This window comes from Sphingobacterium sp. BIGb0165 (assembly GCF_024810095.1).
In the GTDB taxonomy this organism is placed as follows: domain Bacteria; phylum Bacteroidota; class Bacteroidia; order Sphingobacteriales; family Sphingobacteriaceae; genus Sphingobacterium; species Sphingobacterium detergens.
In genome coordinates this window covers 324620-341304 of sequence record NZ_JANUEB010000006.1, presented here as the reverse complement: position 1 = coordinate 341304, position 16685 = coordinate 324620, and the positions used below count along the sequence as shown (strand labels likewise).

Below are 16685 nucleotides of genomic sequence, written 5' to 3'. Positions count from 1 at the left end.
AGAGAGGCTTTAGAAAAATATTAGAATTTTATTAGAGTGCTGATGGATGGGGTAGATTGATCTGGAATACACTACCGATGCCTTTCGTTGAGCGGACAAGAATTACGCCTTGATGCAGTAGAATAATCTTTTTGGTCAGTGAGAGACCGATGCCATTCCCTTCACTGTACGCTTTGTTGTTGCCGCGATAGAAAGGGGTGAATATGCGTTCAAGATCCTGAGGATCGATGCCTATGCCGTCATCTTTAAATTCTAGTTGTATAGACGTTCCACTGGATTTAATCGCTATGGAACATTTTTGGTTATCGGAAAACTTACAGGCGTTTTCAATTAAATTTACAAAAGCGACCTGGAGCAGGTATTCATTGCCGACAATCGAAATCATCTGCTCGTCTTCCAGAGCGGGATCAATGAAAATGTCGAGTTTATAATCGGGATTGGCCTGCAAAACCTGCTGGCAGGCGTCAAGCAGGATTTCATCGACACGTAGTGCTTTGAAGGAAATCTCTGAACTATCGTAACTCGCCTTGGCAAAATCCAGTAGACTATTAAACAGTTTTTTAAGTTTCTGGGCGTCGTTTAGCGTGTTGTCAATGATAACCTTGTATTCAGCGGTGCTTCGGTCTTTATTCGTGGAAATTTCGAGTTCGGTAATCATAGCTGCCAAAGGCGTACGCAGTTCGTGGGAAATATTGGAGACAAAGTGCTTTTGGCCATCAAAGGAGTTTTCAAGACGGTTCAGCATATCGTTAAAGGTGTTTGCCAGTTCGGATAGCTCATCTTTATTACCTGTGCTCTGAAGTCTTGCATCCAAGCTATTGGCCGATATGTTTTTGACTTTTTGTGTCATGGCCTGAATCGGACGGAATACTTTTTTTGAGAAAAATATTCCGGCGGCATAGCTTAAAAAGACCGCAAAAATAAAAACAATAATGATGGTCGATAACAGATTTTGAAGTTTATTGTAACCATACTGATCATAAGCGGCAGCGGTGATGATGAAATTCGCGTTGTTGTACGCATAGGTAATGCCGATCACCTGCCATTTGTCCTGATAAAAGCCAATTTCCTTTTTTTTGACAACATCCCGCAACATAGCTGGTGTCTCCTTGACAAAATCAATGTCTACAGCATCATGGTATAATAACTTAAAACGGGTGTCATAGATGGCTACTTCAACCTCGTTGAGAATTTTTCGGTTGTTGTGGTAGATATCTTGCAGTGTTTTTCTGTCTACCTGTGCATTTAAAAACAGATTTGCTTTGGTGTAGGCTTCTTTTTTGAGGAGGGCATAAAATTCATTCTCCCGATTCTCTACGGCCGAATAATAAACCGTGCAGGCAAATACCATCAGGATGGTCGCTGTGACGACTGTAAAAAGTATGGTGATTCGCGTTCTGATCTGCATTAGTCCTGTTTTAAAATAAAGCCCATCCCAGATTTGGTGTGGATATATTTTTTATCAAAATCCTTGTCTACTTTTTTTCGGAGGTAATTGATATAGACATCAATAAAATTCGTACCGGTATCGAAATGGGTTTCCCAGACTTTTTCGGCAATCTCCATTCTTGACAATACACGTTCCGGGTGCAGCAGCAGGTAGTGGAGTAGTTTGAATTCTTTGGGTGTCAGACTGATATCGATATTGTTGCGTCTGACATTTTTGGTATGCAGATTCATTTCCAGATCTGCGTAGCGCAGGATGGTTCCTGTAGTGCTGTCCTGTTTCTGATAGCGTTTGAGCAACACCCGTATCCGCGCCAATAGCTCCCGCATTTCGAAAGGTTTGACTAGATAATCGTCCGCCCCAGCATCAAAACCTTCGATTTTGTCATCTGTGGTACCGAGCGCGGTAAGCATGATGATGGGCAGGTCGGGTTTGATATGGCGGATTTCCTTACAGAGATCAAGCCCGTCCATCTTAGGTAATACAATATCGGTAATGATCAGGTCGAAATCGTGCTGCAGGGCCATTTTCTTTCCTGAAATACCATCATAGGCAATGTCGGTCTGAAATTCGTTTTCATCCAGTCCGCGTTTTATTAGTCCCGCGACACGGACATCATCTTCGACTAAAAGAATCTTCATACAACAGCGAAAGATTATTCGTTAATACTTCATCCTCAATATTGACTTCGACCAAAGCGTATGGACGGTACAGGACAAAGTTATCAAATTTACCTTGGTTTCGCTATTTAACGGCTGCTCTTTTCGATAAGTTCATATTCTTGCCATACGACAAGAGTATCGTGCTCTAAATCAGTTAACTTTGATGAATAACCAGGTGCCTGGCACCTATAGATCAATGAGCAATGGATAAACCAAATTCAGCAAAATTAGAAGTCATTATTCCTGCGTATCGGATGCACAGTCAAAGTTTTATCAATGTATTGGACGGTATTTCCGAGGAACATGCACGTCAACGTATCAACGGGCAGACCAACCACATTGTCTGGATGGCCGGTAACTTTGTCAATGTACGTTATGGAATCGCATACATTTTGGGCCTTCAGGAGGAAGATCCCTATCATGACTTATTTTTTATGGGTAAAACATTGGATGAACAATTTAACTACCCAAGTTTAAAAGAATTGAAAGATAGTTTCTATGCCATTTCCCCCAAAGTCTATCAGCGTCTGCTGGAAGTAGACGATGCGCAATTGGCGGAGATTTTCAAAATTGATATGAACGTTCCTTTTGTCGAGGAGAACAAACTTAACTTTATAGGTATGTGCATTGGACGGCAGGATTATCTCTGCGGTCAGATGGCATTGATGCGGCGTATACTCGGTTATCCGGGTATGAAATATGAAATGGACGAGCAGATGACCTATTAAGGGTCAAACAGCATAAGCTAGTGTTTTGTAGACAATGTGCTAGCTTACGCTGTTCAAATGCCTTTAGCCCAGATGTGTCAGGATCTCATCGACTCGTTGAAGGGCAATAAAGCGTTCGTGTTCTAAATTAACCTCATGCTGTTCATGTGTCCAGGTCACGTGATAGGGAATGTGAACACCAAACCCACCGAGCTCAAGTACCGGAAGGATATCGGATTTGAGGGAATTGCCCAACATCATAAAGCGATCAGGTGCGCAATCCAGATGCTTGAGTAACTTACGATAGTCTTTTTCTTTTTTGTCGCTCATGATTTCGATGTGGTGAAAATAGTCTTCCAGTCCCGAATTTTTTAATTTCCGTTCCTGATCCAACAGATCACCCTTGGTTGCAACGACCAGTCTGTAATTGCCCTTTAGCTGGGTCAGTGTTTCGGTCACACCGGGAAGCAATTCAATGGGCTTCTGCAGGAGTTCATGTCCGATCGCTATAATTTGATTAATGATCTCAACGGGCAGCTTGTTTTCCGAGATTCGATTGGCGGTCTCAATCATACACAACATAAAGCCTTTAATCCCATAACCGTATAGGTGCAGATTCTTCATCTCGGTAGCGAAGAGCTCCTGCGAGACGGTATGTTGTGGAAGGTAGTTTTCTAAAAGCAGGCAAAATTGTTTTTCTGCTTCCTGAAAATAGGATTCATTGGCCCAAAGGGTATCGTCGGCATCAAAAGCGATGGTTGTTATCTTATTTTTCATTTGTATCATTAGTTGTTTATGAATTATTTTCAATGGTCTTCATAAGCTCACTGCGCTCGGTTCGTCATATTTAACAAACCCACTCACATCGAAGAGTCGTCTTGAATAAATCATGCTGTTTTTAAATCTACTTTTGTAATTTTATGAAGCTAATTTCTCAAAAGGAAATCATTATTAAAAGGACATTTGTCCCGGATCATTATGTTAAGAACAAATCAATCATTTTTGGATCGTACGATAACACTTTACGCTCAGCAGCAGCGTCAGGAGGATATCGTAGTCAGAAAGTATACCAAGGGGCAAAACTTATATGATCAGGGAACGGCATCCACCAAGGTTATGGTTATCAGTGAAGGGATAGCCAAGTGTTATTTTACCGAGGCCAATGACAAGGAGTATATCGTTGAATTTCTTTCGGTCGGGGAAATCGTTGGGGAGATCGAAAGCATTCGTCATATTCCCAGTCTGTGTAGTATACAGGCCATGACCGATGTGACGGTCTATGCATTTTCCAAAACGTATTTTAGGGAGCTATTGGAAAGAGATATCACATGGAGCAATATGTTGCTGGATGTGATGGCACAACGTATTGTACATACCTCTAGCCGGGCATCTTACCAGCAGTTATACAGTCTGGAACATAGTTTACATCGTTTATTGGAAATCCAATCCCAGCAGGATATTGCGATCAAGAAAGAGGATATGGCTGCTTACCTGGGTATTTCGGTCAGAAGCCTCAATCGGGAGCTTAAGAAATTCCTGGAATAATTACCCATCCCATTTTTTAGGGCATTCGTCACATTTTTTCTATTTATCTTTTCATTTCTGTTAGCATTGTATCATCAAAACCAATTTTAGATGAAACTAAAAGATTTTCGAAAAGTAGAATTCTGGTTAGCAACGCTGCTTTTTATTATATTCAGCTATAACCTTGTATCGGATACCAATCAAAGGAATGATGGTGGTATCCATGAACAATTCATTGCCGCAAAAATAAACTACTCGTATTTCTTTAATTTTTTTGTGCCCAAGTTCCTTTATATTTTGGTCGTCTATCTAAGTTTCTTGGCGCTGAATTTTATACTGATCCCCGCAATTATCGAAAAGAAAAGAGAAGCATTGAATTATTCCCTGATCATCTCACTGGCAGTTATTGTTAGTCTAGTTCTTGGTATCTGTAAAACATACAGTCATACCTATGAGTTGTTGGCATATAAGACAATTCAACAGGGATATAATAGCCTGTTTTTTGATACTTTTAGTAAGACCACATTATTGGTCATTCTTATTTCGGTCTATACCTGCGTGAAGTATTTTATTGCCTATCTGCTCAAAAAATTGGACGGAAATACCGCTGTGCAAAGACAAATGAAAATGGATCTGGCTTTCGGAATAGGATTTTGGTTTGTAGGATTATTTTTATGGATTATATCCAGATCAAATTTTCAGCTTACGATTCTCTGGACCATGGTGGTGCTCTCTGCGGTTGGTATTGTGATTTATTCGCTTTACTACCTATTGCCTGAACTGTATAGGCAGCAAAAGAAATTTAGCAGCTATTTTTGGAACATCTTTGTTATTAGTTTGATACTGACGTTACCCTTAAGTATTTTGGCACTGTTCTTCTTTAATCGGACATCCGAAGTAATTTTTATTGTAGCATTGTTTCATCTACCTACACAGTTATTGGTCAGTATTCCACTTTCATGGTTTTTGTATAGAAAACGTGTTTTACAAAATTCTGAGTTGACCTCACTACGTACCGAACTGGGTAAATCGGATGCTAATCTCAACTTCTTAAAGTCACAGATCAATCCACATTTCCTGTTTAACGCATTAAATACATTGTATGGTACCGCTTTGCAGGAAAAAGCCGAAAGAACAGGGGAGGGCATCCAGCGGTTGGGGGACATGATGCGGTTTATGCTTCATGAGAACACGCAGGATAAGATTTCGCTGATCCGAGAGGTCGAATACCTGAATAATTATATCGCCTTGCAAACTCTTCGAACTTCACAGTCTGCCGATATTAAGATCGAAACGTTGATTGAAGAGCAGTTTGAAAATTACCAAATTACCCCGATGTTGCTTATTCCTTTTGTTGAGAATGCGTTCAAACATGGTATTAGTTTACAGAAGCCCTCGTATATCAAAATTTCTTTACAGGTCAGGGGCAATGTGCTATTCTTTGATGTCAGTAACAGTATCAATCTCAAAAATGACAATGATCCTGAAAAGTTAAAAAGTGGTGTGGGGCTTGACAATGTACGGAAACGCCTATTGCTGTTGTATAAAGACAGACATGAGCTGATCATTCGTGAAAATGCACAGGAATTTTTTGTCCATTTGACCTTACATATTGACTAGGTAAATTGTCATTATTTTCGATCTTTTGTTAACCTTTTATAAGTCTTCGTTTGACGGAGCATTTTAAAATCCAATGAAAAAGCTTTTTATTTTATCACTTATTGTCTTGTGTCACTCGACTATACAGGCTCAGTTTAAGCTGCATGGCCGAATCCAAAACTATCAATCAGGCAAAAGTCTGAATGTCAATATACCGCTTGTATTTGGTTTTCGTAGTGAAAACTCGCAAATCATATCCGTTGCTGGCGATGGCTCATTTCAGTATACCTTTCCGATTTCGGAACAGAAGTCGGCAACAATTCAGTATAACAAGGTGATATTTCAAACACTATTACTGAATCCGAGAAAGGATTTGGAACTGGTCTTGACAGATAGCACCATTCGTTTTATTGGTGGTACAGCAAGAGCCGAGAATGAACTTATACAACAGATTAATCCGGATCCAGTGCCCTTTTTTATGAAAGCTCCAGCCCTTGCTGATTTTGCTAAACTTTCCTTTTCCCAGTTACAGGAAAACTTATTGAAGCCTTATTTTGCGAATAGCAATCGGATGAAGGCATTGATTGAAAGTTCACGATTGTCTCCTGAACAAAAGCAGTTTATTCGAATGGAGTTTAATGCACAGAAATACAATCAGCTCAATGATTTTGTGCGCGAGTGTGATTTGCCCAAATCCACAGCGGATAGTTTGATACTGCATATTTTTGATGATGCTGACCTGGGACTTCGTGCCGCGGTTGGGGGACCATCCTATTATACCTTCGTGGATAACTATGTCCGTTATCTCGAAAGGAAGGCTTTTGCCAAAATAAAAGCGGAGAAAATACTATCCGGTAAATTGATACCTTATTTTGGAATAAGCTTGGATAGCGCCAATAGGTTGATGGATATCTATAGCAAGGATTATTGGCGGCTTATCGGTGTAGCGAACAATTTTCCGTCAAGTATCGCTGCGGAGTATGATTATCAACAATTGGTCAATCTATATCAGGATAAGGATTTGAAGCATTTAGAAGCCTTGGCGATGGCTCATTTTAGCCGCTTTCCTACAGCCAAACATAATCCAACCATTCAGGGCTATATTGCGGAATTGAAGTCAGCGTTGGTGGAAAATAAGCAAAACAAAAATATTCAGATTTTTGCGGATTATGAGCGTGTAAGCTCAATTGATGAGGTGATTGCGACATTGAAAGGAAAGGTGGTATATCTTGATGTATGGGGGACCTGGTGCGGTCCCTGTAAGGCAGAGCTGAAATATACACCGGAACTGAAGAAAAAATATGCGGATAAAGATATCGCCTTTGTTTATCTGGATATGGATGAAGATAAGAAAGACCAAGATTGGAAGGACTTTATACGGATTAATAATTTAACAGGAGTCCATTTGCGTAAAAATAGGGAACAGATGGCACCTTTTTGGAAGGAGCTGCTACAAAATGCCAAGGACAAAGCGGAATATTACCCACAATATTTTATATTTGATAAAACAGGAAAATTGGTCGTTGAAAAAGCGCTTCGACCAAGTCATGGACAGCAGCTTTACGAGCAGCTTGACAAGATTTTAAACCAATAATTTGTATGATAGCCATAGCGATAGATGATGAGCCGTTGGCGTTGGAGGTCATTAGCCACCACACGTCAAAAGTTCCCTTTATTGAATTGAGAGAAACATTCACAGATGCATTTATGGCAATCAGTTATTTACAGGGGCAACATGTTGATCTGATTTTCCTGGATATTAAGATGCCTGATATCTCAGGTATCGAATTTCTGAAAAGCCTGAGTACGGTTCCCATGATTATTTTTACAACCGCTTATTCCGAACATGCTTTGCAGAGCTTTGAACTTGACGCAATTGATTATCTGTTAAAGCCTTTTTCTATGGCTCGATTTCTAAAGGCCTGCAACAAAGCACATGAATTGTACCATCTGAGATCTACAAAGGCTGAGACCAACAAGGGCTATTTTTTTGTAAAAGATGGCTATGAACATGTAAAGGTCGAATTTGATGATATACACTATATCGAAGCTTCAGGCAACTATACACAGATACATCTGTCGGATAAACTGATTAGCTCAAGGATCACCATCAGTGAGCTCAGCGAATTGCTGCCAAAATCTGATTTTGTGCGTTGCCACAGGGCGTTTATTGTTGCAAAAGGCAAAATGACAAAGTTTGATCGCGCCCAGATCTGGATAGCTGACAGAATAATACCTATTGGTACCACCTATACAGATCTTAAATTGTATTAATACACAAAAATAAAAGCAATGCAGCACTATAGTATCATGTACCTAAAACTCGTTTTACTTTTTATGGGTGTAACTAGCTATGCGACGGGACAAAATATGGAGAAATCTTTATTAGATAAAACGCTTTCCAGCTATTATCCTAAGGAAAATGAACCTGGGATAGCTGTTGCGATTAGTCAGCATGGACAGATCCGTTACCACTATGCAGTCGGAATAGTGGATCTAAAAACGAAACAAAAGATCACAGAAAAGACCCATTTTCGGATGGCCTCCGTCAGTAAGCAGGTGACAGCGCAAGCTATTTGCAGTTTATTTGCTCAGGGAAAGCTAAAACCAACAGATCAATTGGGACTTTTCTTTGACGATTTGCCCTTGGCTTTGCAGGGTATTACCGTCGCTCAATTACTCCAACACCGTTCGGGAATAATGGATTATGAGGCATTGATACCAAGTGATCGAACAGCGCAGGTTTCGGATAAAGATGTGCTGGATTATATCCGGCAGACCGATACTGTTTATTTTCCATCGGGGAGTCAATTCAGGTACAGCAATACGGGCTATTGCCTGTTGGCTTTGATTGTGGAAAAGGTGGCAAAGGGGTCTTTTGCAGCATTTGTAAAAAAGCATTTGTTTCTGCCGAATGGTATCCGCGATGGAATCGTCTATACTGTTGATTCAAATATCCCCAATCGGGCTTTCGGTTATCATCCTAAGGGGGATACCTTTGTGTTTGCTGATCAGAGTGTGACCAGTGCGACTCAAGGTGATGGCGGAGTTTATCTATCGGCTTTGGAGTACCATCAATGGGCCAATTATTTGCTTCATAAGCGTTTTCCCGAAGCTGTTATACAGGATTTTCTGGAAACAGAGCGCCTTCCCGTAAAAGATGGTGTTTTCTACAATTTAGGCTGGTTTATCTATCCTTTGGAGCGAGATAGGCTATTCTTCCATTCGGGAGAATCAACGGGCTTCCATAATATTGTTTATTTAGATCAGCAGAAAGACCTTGTTATCACTTTATTTAGCAATCGTGATGATCTATTGATTGCGGATGCATTTGACGCGCTGCTTGCTGTACTTAAACTGCCTAAGCCCATGAATCCAAGTGCCCAAAACAAATCTGTTTTTGGCTGGCTAAATGCAGTATATGCGAATTAGCACGTCTGCGGATTGAGAATAAAATCGCCTATGTCTTTTCTAAAGACATAGGCGATTTGGCGTGTGGATTAGAGTTAACCCTTGATTCCTTTTAACCAATCTCTGAATTTACCGAACTGCTCGGCCAAAAATGATTCATGATCTTCACTTTCTTCATCTCCTCCGGGAAGAATATGTTCAAAATAAGATCCCTTCAGGATTTTACGCAATAGCCCTTCACCTATGAATGGCTTATCATCATTGAGTGTCCGTGCGGCTTTCAACAAATGACGGATATCATATTGTAAAGGATTGATATCAGGCACTTGCTTGTTGAGATTCAGGAGCTCGTACACAGCTATACGTGCAGTTCTGACTGAGCTTTCCATGGTAAATACGACATCGTTGTTGGTTTCGACGAACTGTCCAACGAGACCTAGATTTTTACAGCCATTTGGAACGACTCTTGGGCGATCGCCTTTAGCACGAGGCATAAACATCGATGTGATATAGGGCATAAATGTCGTGCGGACGATCGTATTTTTGATGACATCATCCAATTGATCAATGATTCCCAGATGATGACATAGTTCTGCCAAAATTTCATCTCCGGTACATTCGGGCATAGTCTTTTTAATATAATTTCCTTGTTTGTCCATAAATAGGGCATAGACCCAAAGTACAAGGACATCGTCGGGCTGGCTGGGGAAGTGTGGCTGTCTGTTACAGGTAAAGCTCATCAACCAGTTGGAGTCTGTAATTGTAATAATACCGCCGGTGACTGTTTTTCCTGAATAGGGATCATTGACCGAATAGCCCTTTAATTTTTCAATCAAAGCCGAGGGTTTACAGGTCAGGGTAGCAGATTCCCAGGCTGACTTTTCAATGTTGCTGCAGAATTTTTCGGGTTTACCGAAAATAGCTGATTTCGCAGCCAAATTCTTCCAGAGCTTCCAGCCGGCACTCTGTCCACTGGTACTGTTGTCTATACCGATGATCGGTGCTTTGGTATTATCACCATAGAAGGTGTCTTCGGTCATTGAACCGGTCGTGACAATGACAAAGTCATTTGGACCTAGTGGGATACGTACTTCCTGACCATCTTGTTCGGTAATGATACCGGCAACGGTTTTTCCTTCGGTGTTACTTTGTATGTCAAGATCTTTGACCAGTACATTAAACTGGATCTTAACACCCTTATCTTGTAACACCTTGCGTAATGGGGTGACAAAGGTATCGTATTGATTGTATTTAGGAAATACAAGGGAAGAAAGGTCGTTTAATCCATCAATTGCATGAAGGAAGCGATGCATGTACAGTTTCAATTCCAATAAGCTATGCCAGTTTTCAAAAGCAAACATGGTCCGCCAAAAGGTCCAGAAATTACTGCTCAGGAAAGATTCGCTGAAATAATCTTCAATTGTCAGGTCATCCAATTCTTCTTTCTTTTTCAGCAGGAGTTTGATGATTGCAAGTTGATCTTTTTTGGCCAACCCAAATTTGCTAAAATCTTTGATTTCACCAAGATTATGGATAAGTCTTGCTTTTGAATAGTTGGAATCGTTGTCGTTGATCAATCTATATTCATCAAGTACACTGTAGGGAGCTGGCATTTCCAATGCTGGAATATCCTGAAACATATCCCATAGATTTTCGTAAGTCATGTCCATTTCACGTCCACCACGGATGACATAACCATCTTTGGCATTGCCGGCACCATCCAGGGATCCGCCTTCGATATGTAACTGCTCCAGGAAGGTGATATTTTCTGCGGGGACATGTCCATCACGGATGAAATAGTATGCTGCAGACATCCCCGCAATCCCGCTACCGACAATATAGATTTTGCTGTCTTTGTAGGATTTGTTCGGTATACCTTTATTGCGTTGGTAATTTCCTATCTGATCTGAAAAAGGCATTGCCTTTTTAGGCGTGTTACGTTGTTGTTCTGTGCTTGAATCCGGTTCATGATTTACATTTCCATATTCAGCAGATGCATTTAATACTTTGTCGAATTTTGAGGTGATTTCTTTCATGATTCTTATTGTTTTTAATTCTTGAGTAAAGTTAGCCATACTCCTTAGATCATTTATGCCCTCAAATTCGCTATTGTTCTACCGAATTTCCTTTTTTTACATATTTTGTCTTTTTCGATATTCAGAAGGCGATAACATGGAGTACTTTTTGAAAAAACGACCAAATGCAGAGATCGAATTGAAGCCTATGGCGTAGGCGATGTCGGAAATGGTCTTCTCAGGATTTCCGAGTAGGGCATACGCTTCTTTGAGCAAATTTTCGTCTATGATTTCATGTGGCGTCTTTCCAGATGCCTTCTTAACAATACTAATCAGGTATTTGTTTGAAATAAATAACCGATCGGCGTAATATTTCACATCTTTGGATTGGCTGCAGTGTTGCTGTACCAGATCCGTAAACTTAAAGTAGAGGCTATTGGCCTCCTGAATTGTTTCAACTGCATGTTGGTCCTCCACGGCCAGTACATCGGCTATTTCTAGCAGCAGGTTAAATATAATGGTGCGAATAATGTCGGGGGTAAAACGTGTCGCCCTGAGGGTCACCTCTCTTAAATATTCGAGGAGCCTTAATAATTTTCCGGCGAGTTTTTCTGCCTCGGGTATAATTGCGAATGTCGCATTGTTGAATAGTCCCAGTTTTTCTATAAAAAATGGGTTGGCAATGTTTTTAAGTAGAAACAACTTGTCAAAGAAAAGTAGTTTCATTCTGAAATCCTTGCTGACCGCTGTAAATTTGATGATGGTGGAAGGTGCTGAAACAAGTAAGCTATGCTGTGCTAGTGTATATTCTTGATTATCAATTTCTACTGTAATCGTTCCGGCCGTGCAAATGCAAATGGCGTAAAAATCAATACGGAAGGAATTTCTGGGGTATTCGAAAAGGGGATTGCCGGATGAGATGTAGTAAGGGCGATTGCAATCTACACCAAAGAAAGATAAAGTGTCTTGTAGGCTGTCGTGTGTATTTGGATTGATCTTGATACTAAACTTCATAGGGGGGATTGTCATGTGCAATAGACCTTATTCTTTCGGTTGGATAAAATAGGTTATGTGCGTTTTAAAATAAGCTTTTCTGTAGCAACCTCATCTTCTATACCAACAAAGTAGCTTTGAAACCCAAACTTTGTCAGTAATTGTCTGGAGGCCGCATTATCTGGGTCAATGATGCCGATCACATCCTTATTGGCGTCGATGCTTTTGGCCATGGCCAGCAGAGATTCACAGATTTTGGTACCGAGACCTTTACGCCAAAACTTCTTTTTAAGCAAATAACCTATCTCAAAGACGGTTGGATCTTTTCTATAGTTGACCAATTTGCAGTCGCCCAAAAATAATTGGCTATCGGAATCTATCACCATAAAATAGCCCAATAATGGATCTGTATTGATTTCGAGAATTGAAGCGAATTTTTTCTCGGCCTGCTCAGCTGTCAATCCCTTGCCTGAAATATATTTCATGATCTCATCGTCTTTGGTAAGTTCTCTAAAAAGAGCGAAATCTTCGGCTGTGTATTTTTTTAATTCTAGTGTGTTGTACATGGCTAATGTGTCTTCTACACAAGATAAGGTTGTTTTTCTATTAAATCAAAAGTTGGACTTCAAATAATCATTTTTCTGTCTTATTTCTGATTTTGCCAATTGGGAGATCGGAATTTAACTTAAATTGTCATAGAGGAATAAATACATCGGTTCATGCCAACAAAAGTTTGGAATGATGTATGGAAACCGGATCACATTTAACTATTGAAACAATGAAGATAACAGGATTATATGAAACGCATATCCAGGTACGTAATCTGGAGGAGTCTGTCAATTTTTATACGAAGATGCTTGGTCTGCGGATTGCACATCGTGATCCCAATCGACCTATCGTCTTTTTGTGGGTCGGTACAGGGAAGGAATATATGCTGGGACTCTGGCAGGAGGAAGCAAATTTTCAACCGCGGCATTTTGCTTTTAGAGCCAGTAAAGAAGATATCTTGAATTACGCAGTAGACTATCTCAAAGAAAGGGATTTGCAGCCTTACAATTTTTTGAAAGATGGTGTAGAAAAACCAATGGTATTTGCCTGGATGCCGGCATTGGCAATTTACTTTAACGATCCAGATGGAAATCAATTGGAATTTATTGCCCTATTGGAAGGCGAGGGGAGGCCAGAATTGGGGGTAATGTCTTACGAGGATTGGTTGCAGCAGGAATAAAAAATAAGCGGCTATTTTATTAGCCGCTTATTTTTTATGAAAGGAGATTGACTGGCCGCCTTGAATGGATCGAGCTGCACCGTTAACCCTTTGATAGTCTAGTAATGGCTTCATCCCGTGTAGCAACAAAGTTGATCTTGCGGCCTTTATTACTTTCGTAGATAAAATCATTCAAACTTTTGCTATTATAGATGGAAAAGTCACCAACAATAGCAACGTCAAAATCGTACTGCGTATATTTTTGAAGAATATCCCCCGCCAACTTAGTTTTGAGTTCAAAAAAATCAGCCGAAATATTTTCTTGGTATAAGATTGCTTTGTATGCTTCCTGTGCGCCACAGTCTACCATAATCTGTAAACCATCATCGAGATTGTTGATGAGGATATCAGTATCTTTTACTTCAGCGATATTTCTATCGTTTACTTGGATAACGTCGATTTGCATAGTCGTAATATATTGAGTAGTAATGATTGTCTTTAAGCCCTAAAGATTGCGCTATCCTGCAAAATCTTTCAGCATATCAATAGATGGGCAGAAATATAATGTGCCACTCTGAGCTGTACTAAAGTCCAGAATACGGTCATAATTACCATCTGGTTCACCTATAAACATTCGTTTTAGCATTTGTGTCACGGTGCTAAATCTACTGGCATAAGCAATAAAATAGGTGCCCATTTGATTATTGGCGATATTACCAAAGGGCATATTGTCCCTAACGATTTTGAGATCATCGCCTACATTGGCTAAGGCCGAATGCGAATTGGCCGGTTTTACGTCATCCGACATTTCAATATCATTGGTTTTACTTCGCCCAATAACTTTTTCCTGTTCGGATACCGGTAAGGCCCGCCAGCTGTTTATGTCGTGAATGTATTTTTGAACAAAAAGATAGCTGCCACCTTGATAGGCTTGATCTTCATCTCCAATAATACCAAAAAAAGCACGGTCTTCACCTGTCGGGTTTTCGGTGCCGTCGACAAAACCTAGAATGCTTCTTCCATCCCAATAACGAAAGCCGTGGATTTCTTCCTTGCAATCAGCAACTGCTGCCAGTACATCGGAAATCTCAGCTGCCATGTCAATACAGTAGCTTTGCTCTTCAGCTCGAATATGAAAATGGAGATCACCTGGGGTAGCAACAGCGACATGTTTTTGACCTACGATGGGCTCAAAAGGAACCAATTCTTTTGGTAATGGCTCCTGTAGTGCCAATTTTTTCCAGGAATGATAACTGATCCCCATGACGACACTCGCTTTTATACCAGTCGAACGTACCTGAGCCGAATTATTCAGATTGACGACCAGGGCACAGATCCGTTCAAACACCGGTTTCAGCTCTTTATTTTCCTGAAAATTCCATACCATGAAAACAGTATTGTTGCTGGGTGAATCGATAACATTCTGCGCTTGATTGTTCATAAAATATTGTGTTGATTGGACATTGACAATAATACTAAGCTACAAATAAAATTGTAATCTATGCTTTTCCCCTTACATCATTCATTTTGAGCGTCATTGATAGCGCTTCTGTTTCGATCCAGTTGCTGTAATCTTCAATGGCTTTTAAACGCAGTTCATCTGTAATATACCCTTCTATTACCATTTGTTGCGACTGGGCAACTTTGATCCAGATTCCAAGATTGGTCTGAAAATGATCGTCGTCCTTGGTGTAGGTCAGATCGGCGTTGATCATCTCAATGGCTGTAAATCCCTGTTGTTGGAGTAAAGTGGCGATTTCATCTGCGACACGGTTGTTCATACCTGCATCGGCACGCCATTTCAGAAATGTATGATAAAACTCCAACATACTGGTCGGTGGTGCTGGGTTCCATTCAATTGCGGTATGGTTATAATCCAGGATCGAAAGCTGTCCTCCGGGTTTCAACCAGGATTTGAACCGTTGTAAGGCCGCAGGAATATCACTTAACCATTGCACTGTTCTTGCAGTCATAATCAGATCAAACTGATGTGGTGGCTCATAACTGAAAATATTATCACAGACCAGACTAAGATTGGCGCTGTCACCGTATTGTTGATTCCCTATATCAATAAAAGATTGGGTGTTGTCCAAACCGATCACTGTGCCGTCCGCGATTAGTGATGCGGCTTCATTTGTCAGCGTTCCTGTGCCACAGCCTACATCGAGTATAGCTAAACCGGGTTTTAACAGTGGGAGAATGGTACGATAGTCGTTTGCTAATGTTCTTCTTTCAAATATTTTATTTGCCTGTTGGTCTTTTCTGTCAATAAATTTCTCTTTCATTTGATTGGTTTAGTGTGTCGTAAATATAATTTGCTTTGACGATAAAACAAACTTCTTTTTGATTGAATGACTCGTGGATGGTTATCAGCGGGGAGATGCGCTCAATTATGAGATACAATAAATGGATTCAAACTGCTCCTTTTTATAAGCGTTATAAGGCCTCTTTGTAGTAGGCAACAAACTCCCGGAAGATGGAATAGCCATCACGCCATTCAAAATAGAGGGGACTTGCACTTTCGATATTGACAAATCCCTTTTTTCGAAAGAGCGCTTTTGTTCGAGTCTGATGGAAATATTGGGAGATGGAAATGGCGCTTTTATAATGTAGGCTGTCCATGATACGGATACTGTTGACCACTGTTTTTTCGGTATCATTTCCATAGTTGTCCACAATAATTTTCTGCGATGGAATATGGTTCAGGACCAGATAGTCTTTCATTTTGTCGCCTTCCCAAAAACCTTCCTTTCCAAAGCCTCCGCTGACAAGGATCATCTGAATCCGGTCTGCCCTGTATAGCTGGATACTTTTGTTTAATCGTTCCCGTAGTCTCTCCGAGGGACTACCGTCGGGGTTGATTTTATTACCGAGAACAATACCGATAGCCGCTTTGGTCTTTTTGTCACGTAGCCCATCGATACAAATTAATATACTTTGAATCAGAAATACGATAAGCCCAAGTTTCATTCCTGATTTAATGATCTTCAACATGTTCCTTAGCAATTGATTTTTTAGTTAAATGATTCACTGTCTTTGTCGCGACATATTTTGAAAATAGCAAAAAATGGGGTTAAAAGCTAAAAGACTCAGGCTACAAAAAAATGATCTGAGGCTAGA

At 40.4% G+C, this 16685-nt stretch carries 17 protein-coding genes; 7 read left to right on the top strand and 10 right to left on the bottom strand.

The features are described from left to right. Nucleotides 1-31: 31 nt before the first annotated feature. Together M2408_RS15890 and M2408_RS15885 are read right to left on the bottom strand one after the other, a co-directional pair. Complete coding sequence (locus M2408_RS15890) at nucleotides 32-1408, bottom strand: HAMP domain-containing sensor histidine kinase (protein WP_259183293.1); 1377 nt, start codon at nucleotides 1406-1408, stop codon at nucleotides 32-34. Next, the gene (locus M2408_RS15885) at nucleotides 1408-2088 is read right to left on the bottom strand and encodes a response regulator transcription factor (protein WP_121125026.1); all 681 of its coding nucleotides are present in this window, start codon (nucleotides 2086-2088) and stop codon (nucleotides 1408-1410) included. The genes M2408_RS15890 and M2408_RS15885 overlap by 1 nt, the downstream gene beginning before the upstream one ends. Before the next feature lie 224 nt (nucleotides 2089-2312). On the opposite strand from M2408_RS15885, the gene M2408_RS15880 reads away from it, so the two are divergent. Beyond that, nucleotides 2313-2837, top strand: coding sequence for a DinB family protein (locus tag M2408_RS15880; protein ID WP_259183292.1), 525 nt, complete (start codon nucleotides 2313-2315; stop codon nucleotides 2835-2837). Nucleotides 2838-2900: 63 nt separating this feature from the next. Here M2408_RS15880 and M2408_RS15875 read toward each other — a convergent pair whose 3' ends face one another. Continuing rightward, nucleotides 2901-3593, bottom strand: coding sequence for an HAD family hydrolase (locus tag M2408_RS15875; protein WP_259183291.1), 693 nt, complete (start codon nucleotides 3591-3593; stop codon nucleotides 2901-2903). A 201-nt stretch (nucleotides 3594-3794) separates the two neighbouring features. Between M2408_RS15875 and M2408_RS15870 the strand changes: the two genes are divergently transcribed. The 5 genes from M2408_RS15870 (at nucleotide 3795) to M2408_RS15850 (ending at nucleotide 9371) form a co-directional block, all read left to right on the top strand. Further along, nucleotides 3795-4361, top strand: a complete 567-nt coding sequence (locus tag M2408_RS15870) for a Crp/Fnr family transcriptional regulator (RefSeq protein ID WP_120259020.1) — start codon at nucleotides 3795-3797, stop codon at nucleotides 4359-4361. 90 nt (nucleotides 4362-4451) lie between these two features. Continuing rightward, the gene (locus M2408_RS15865) at nucleotides 4452-5960 is read left to right on the top strand and encodes a sensor histidine kinase (protein ID WP_259183290.1); all 1509 of its coding nucleotides are present in this window, start codon (nucleotides 4452-4454) and stop codon (nucleotides 5958-5960) included. Nucleotides 5961-6033: 73 nt separating this feature from the next. Further along, entirely contained in the window at nucleotides 6034-7533 is a 1500-nt protein-coding gene (locus M2408_RS15860) for a TlpA family protein disulfide reductase (protein WP_259183289.1), read from the top strand. Nucleotides 7534-7538: 5 nt separating this feature from the next. Beyond that, entirely contained in the window at nucleotides 7539-8213 is a 675-nt protein-coding gene (locus M2408_RS15855; RefSeq protein ID WP_259183288.1) for a LytTR family DNA-binding domain-containing protein, read from the top strand. A gap of 18 nt (nucleotides 8214-8231) precedes the next feature. Beyond that, the gene (locus M2408_RS15850) at nucleotides 8232-9371 is read left to right on the top strand and encodes a serine hydrolase (RefSeq protein WP_259183287.1); all 1140 of its coding nucleotides are present in this window, start codon (nucleotides 8232-8234) and stop codon (nucleotides 9369-9371) included. A 74-nt stretch (nucleotides 9372-9445) separates the two neighbouring features. On the opposite strand, the gene M2408_RS15845 is transcribed toward M2408_RS15850, so the two are convergent. The 3 genes from M2408_RS15845 to M2408_RS15835 all read right to left on the bottom strand — a co-directional run bounded on the left by M2408_RS15845 (nucleotide 9446) and on the right by M2408_RS15835 (nucleotide 12924). Continuing rightward, nucleotides 9446-11386 (bottom strand): oleate hydratase, encoded by a 1941-nt coding sequence (locus tag M2408_RS15845; RefSeq protein ID WP_259183286.1) that lies wholly within the window; start codon nucleotides 11384-11386, stop codon nucleotides 9446-9448. A gap of 96 nt (nucleotides 11387-11482) precedes the next feature. Beyond that, nucleotides 11483-12379 (bottom strand): AraC family transcriptional regulator, encoded by an 897-nt coding sequence (locus M2408_RS15840; RefSeq protein WP_120259016.1) that lies wholly within the window; start codon nucleotides 12377-12379, stop codon nucleotides 11483-11485. Between the two features lie 53 nt (nucleotides 12380-12432). Continuing rightward, on the bottom strand, nucleotides 12433-12924 hold the full coding sequence (locus M2408_RS15835) for a GNAT family N-acetyltransferase (protein WP_259183285.1): 492 nt from the start codon (nucleotides 12922-12924) through the stop codon (nucleotides 12433-12435). A gap of 212 nt (nucleotides 12925-13136) precedes the next feature. Between M2408_RS15835 and M2408_RS15830 the strand changes: the two genes are divergently transcribed. Further along, nucleotides 13137-13586: a VOC family protein gene (locus M2408_RS15830; RefSeq protein WP_259183284.1), complete on the top strand. Its 450-nt coding sequence runs from the start codon at nucleotides 13137-13139 to the stop codon at nucleotides 13584-13586. 82 nt (nucleotides 13587-13668) lie between these two features. On the opposite strand, the gene M2408_RS15825 is transcribed toward M2408_RS15830, so the two are convergent. From M2408_RS15825 to M2408_RS15810, 4 genes are all read right to left on the bottom strand, one after another. Further along, nucleotides 13669-14031: a DUF4180 domain-containing protein gene (locus M2408_RS15825; RefSeq protein ID WP_259183283.1), complete on the bottom strand. Its 363-nt coding sequence runs from the start codon at nucleotides 14029-14031 to the stop codon at nucleotides 13669-13671. A 51-nt stretch (nucleotides 14032-14082) separates the two neighbouring features. Next, nucleotides 14083-15006: a Dyp-type peroxidase gene (locus M2408_RS15820; protein WP_259183282.1), complete on the bottom strand. Its 924-nt coding sequence runs from the start codon at nucleotides 15004-15006 to the stop codon at nucleotides 14083-14085. Between the two features lie 58 nt (nucleotides 15007-15064). Continuing rightward, nucleotides 15065-15850, bottom strand: coding sequence for a trans-aconitate 2-methyltransferase (locus M2408_RS15815; protein WP_259183281.1), 786 nt, complete (start codon nucleotides 15848-15850; stop codon nucleotides 15065-15067). A gap of 151 nt (nucleotides 15851-16001) precedes the next feature. Then, nucleotides 16002-16559 carry a YdcF family protein gene (locus M2408_RS15810; RefSeq protein WP_259183280.1) on the bottom strand — a complete coding sequence of 186 codons (558 nt, stop codon included), beginning with the start codon at nucleotides 16557-16559 and terminating at the stop codon, nucleotides 16002-16004. Nucleotides 16560-16685: the final 126 nt, after the last annotated feature.

Excerpts from the sequence above, each read along its gene's own strand:
- M2408_RS15890 (WP_259183293.1), bottom strand. The coding sequence starts at position 1,408 with ATGCAGATCAGAACGCGAATCACCATACTTTTTACAGTCGTCACAGCG.
- M2408_RS15885 (WP_121125026.1), bottom strand. The coding sequence starts at position 2,088 with ATGAAGATTCTTTTAGTCGAAGATGATGTCCGTGTCGCGGGACTAATA.
- M2408_RS15880 (WP_259183292.1), top strand. The coding sequence starts at position 2,313 with ATGGATAAACCAAATTCAGCAAAATTAGAAGTCATTATTCCTGCGTAT.
- M2408_RS15875 (WP_259183291.1), bottom strand. The coding sequence starts at position 3,593 with ATGAAAAATAAGATAACAACCATCGCTTTTGATGCCGACGATACCCTT.
- M2408_RS15870 (WP_120259020.1), top strand. The coding sequence starts at position 3,795 with ATGTTAAGAACAAATCAATCATTTTTGGATCGTACGATAACACTTTAC.
- M2408_RS15865 (WP_259183290.1), top strand. The coding sequence starts at position 4,452 with ATGAAACTAAAAGATTTTCGAAAAGTAGAATTCTGGTTAGCAACGCTG.
- M2408_RS15860 (WP_259183289.1), top strand. The coding sequence starts at position 6,034 with ATGAAAAAGCTTTTTATTTTATCACTTATTGTCTTGTGTCACTCGACT.
- M2408_RS15855 (WP_259183288.1), top strand. The coding sequence starts at position 7,539 with ATGATAGCCATAGCGATAGATGATGAGCCGTTGGCGTTGGAGGTCATT.
- M2408_RS15850 (WP_259183287.1), top strand. The coding sequence starts at position 8,232 with ATGCAGCACTATAGTATCATGTACCTAAAACTCGTTTTACTTTTTATG.
- M2408_RS15845 (WP_259183286.1), bottom strand. The coding sequence starts at position 11,386 with ATGAAAGAAATCACCTCAAAATTCGACAAAGTATTAAATGCATCTGCT.
- M2408_RS15840 (WP_120259016.1), bottom strand. The coding sequence starts at position 12,379 with ATGAAGTTTAGTATCAAGATCAATCCAAATACACACGACAGCCTACAA.
- M2408_RS15835 (WP_259183285.1), bottom strand. The coding sequence starts at position 12,924 with ATGTACAACACACTAGAATTAAAAAAATACACAGCCGAAGATTTCGCT.
- M2408_RS15830 (WP_259183284.1), top strand. The coding sequence starts at position 13,137 with ATGAAGATAACAGGATTATATGAAACGCATATCCAGGTACGTAATCTG.
- M2408_RS15825 (WP_259183283.1), bottom strand. The coding sequence starts at position 14,031 with ATGCAAATCGACGTTATCCAAGTAAACGATAGAAATATCGCTGAAGTA.
- M2408_RS15820 (WP_259183282.1), bottom strand. The coding sequence starts at position 15,006 with ATGAACAATCAAGCGCAGAATGTTATCGATTCACCCAGCAACAATACT.
- M2408_RS15815 (WP_259183281.1), bottom strand. The coding sequence starts at position 15,850 with ATGAAAGAGAAATTTATTGACAGAAAAGACCAACAGGCAAATAAAATA.
- M2408_RS15810 (WP_259183280.1), bottom strand. The coding sequence starts at position 16,559 with ATGTTGAAGATCATTAAATCAGGAATGAAACTTGGGCTTATCGTATTT.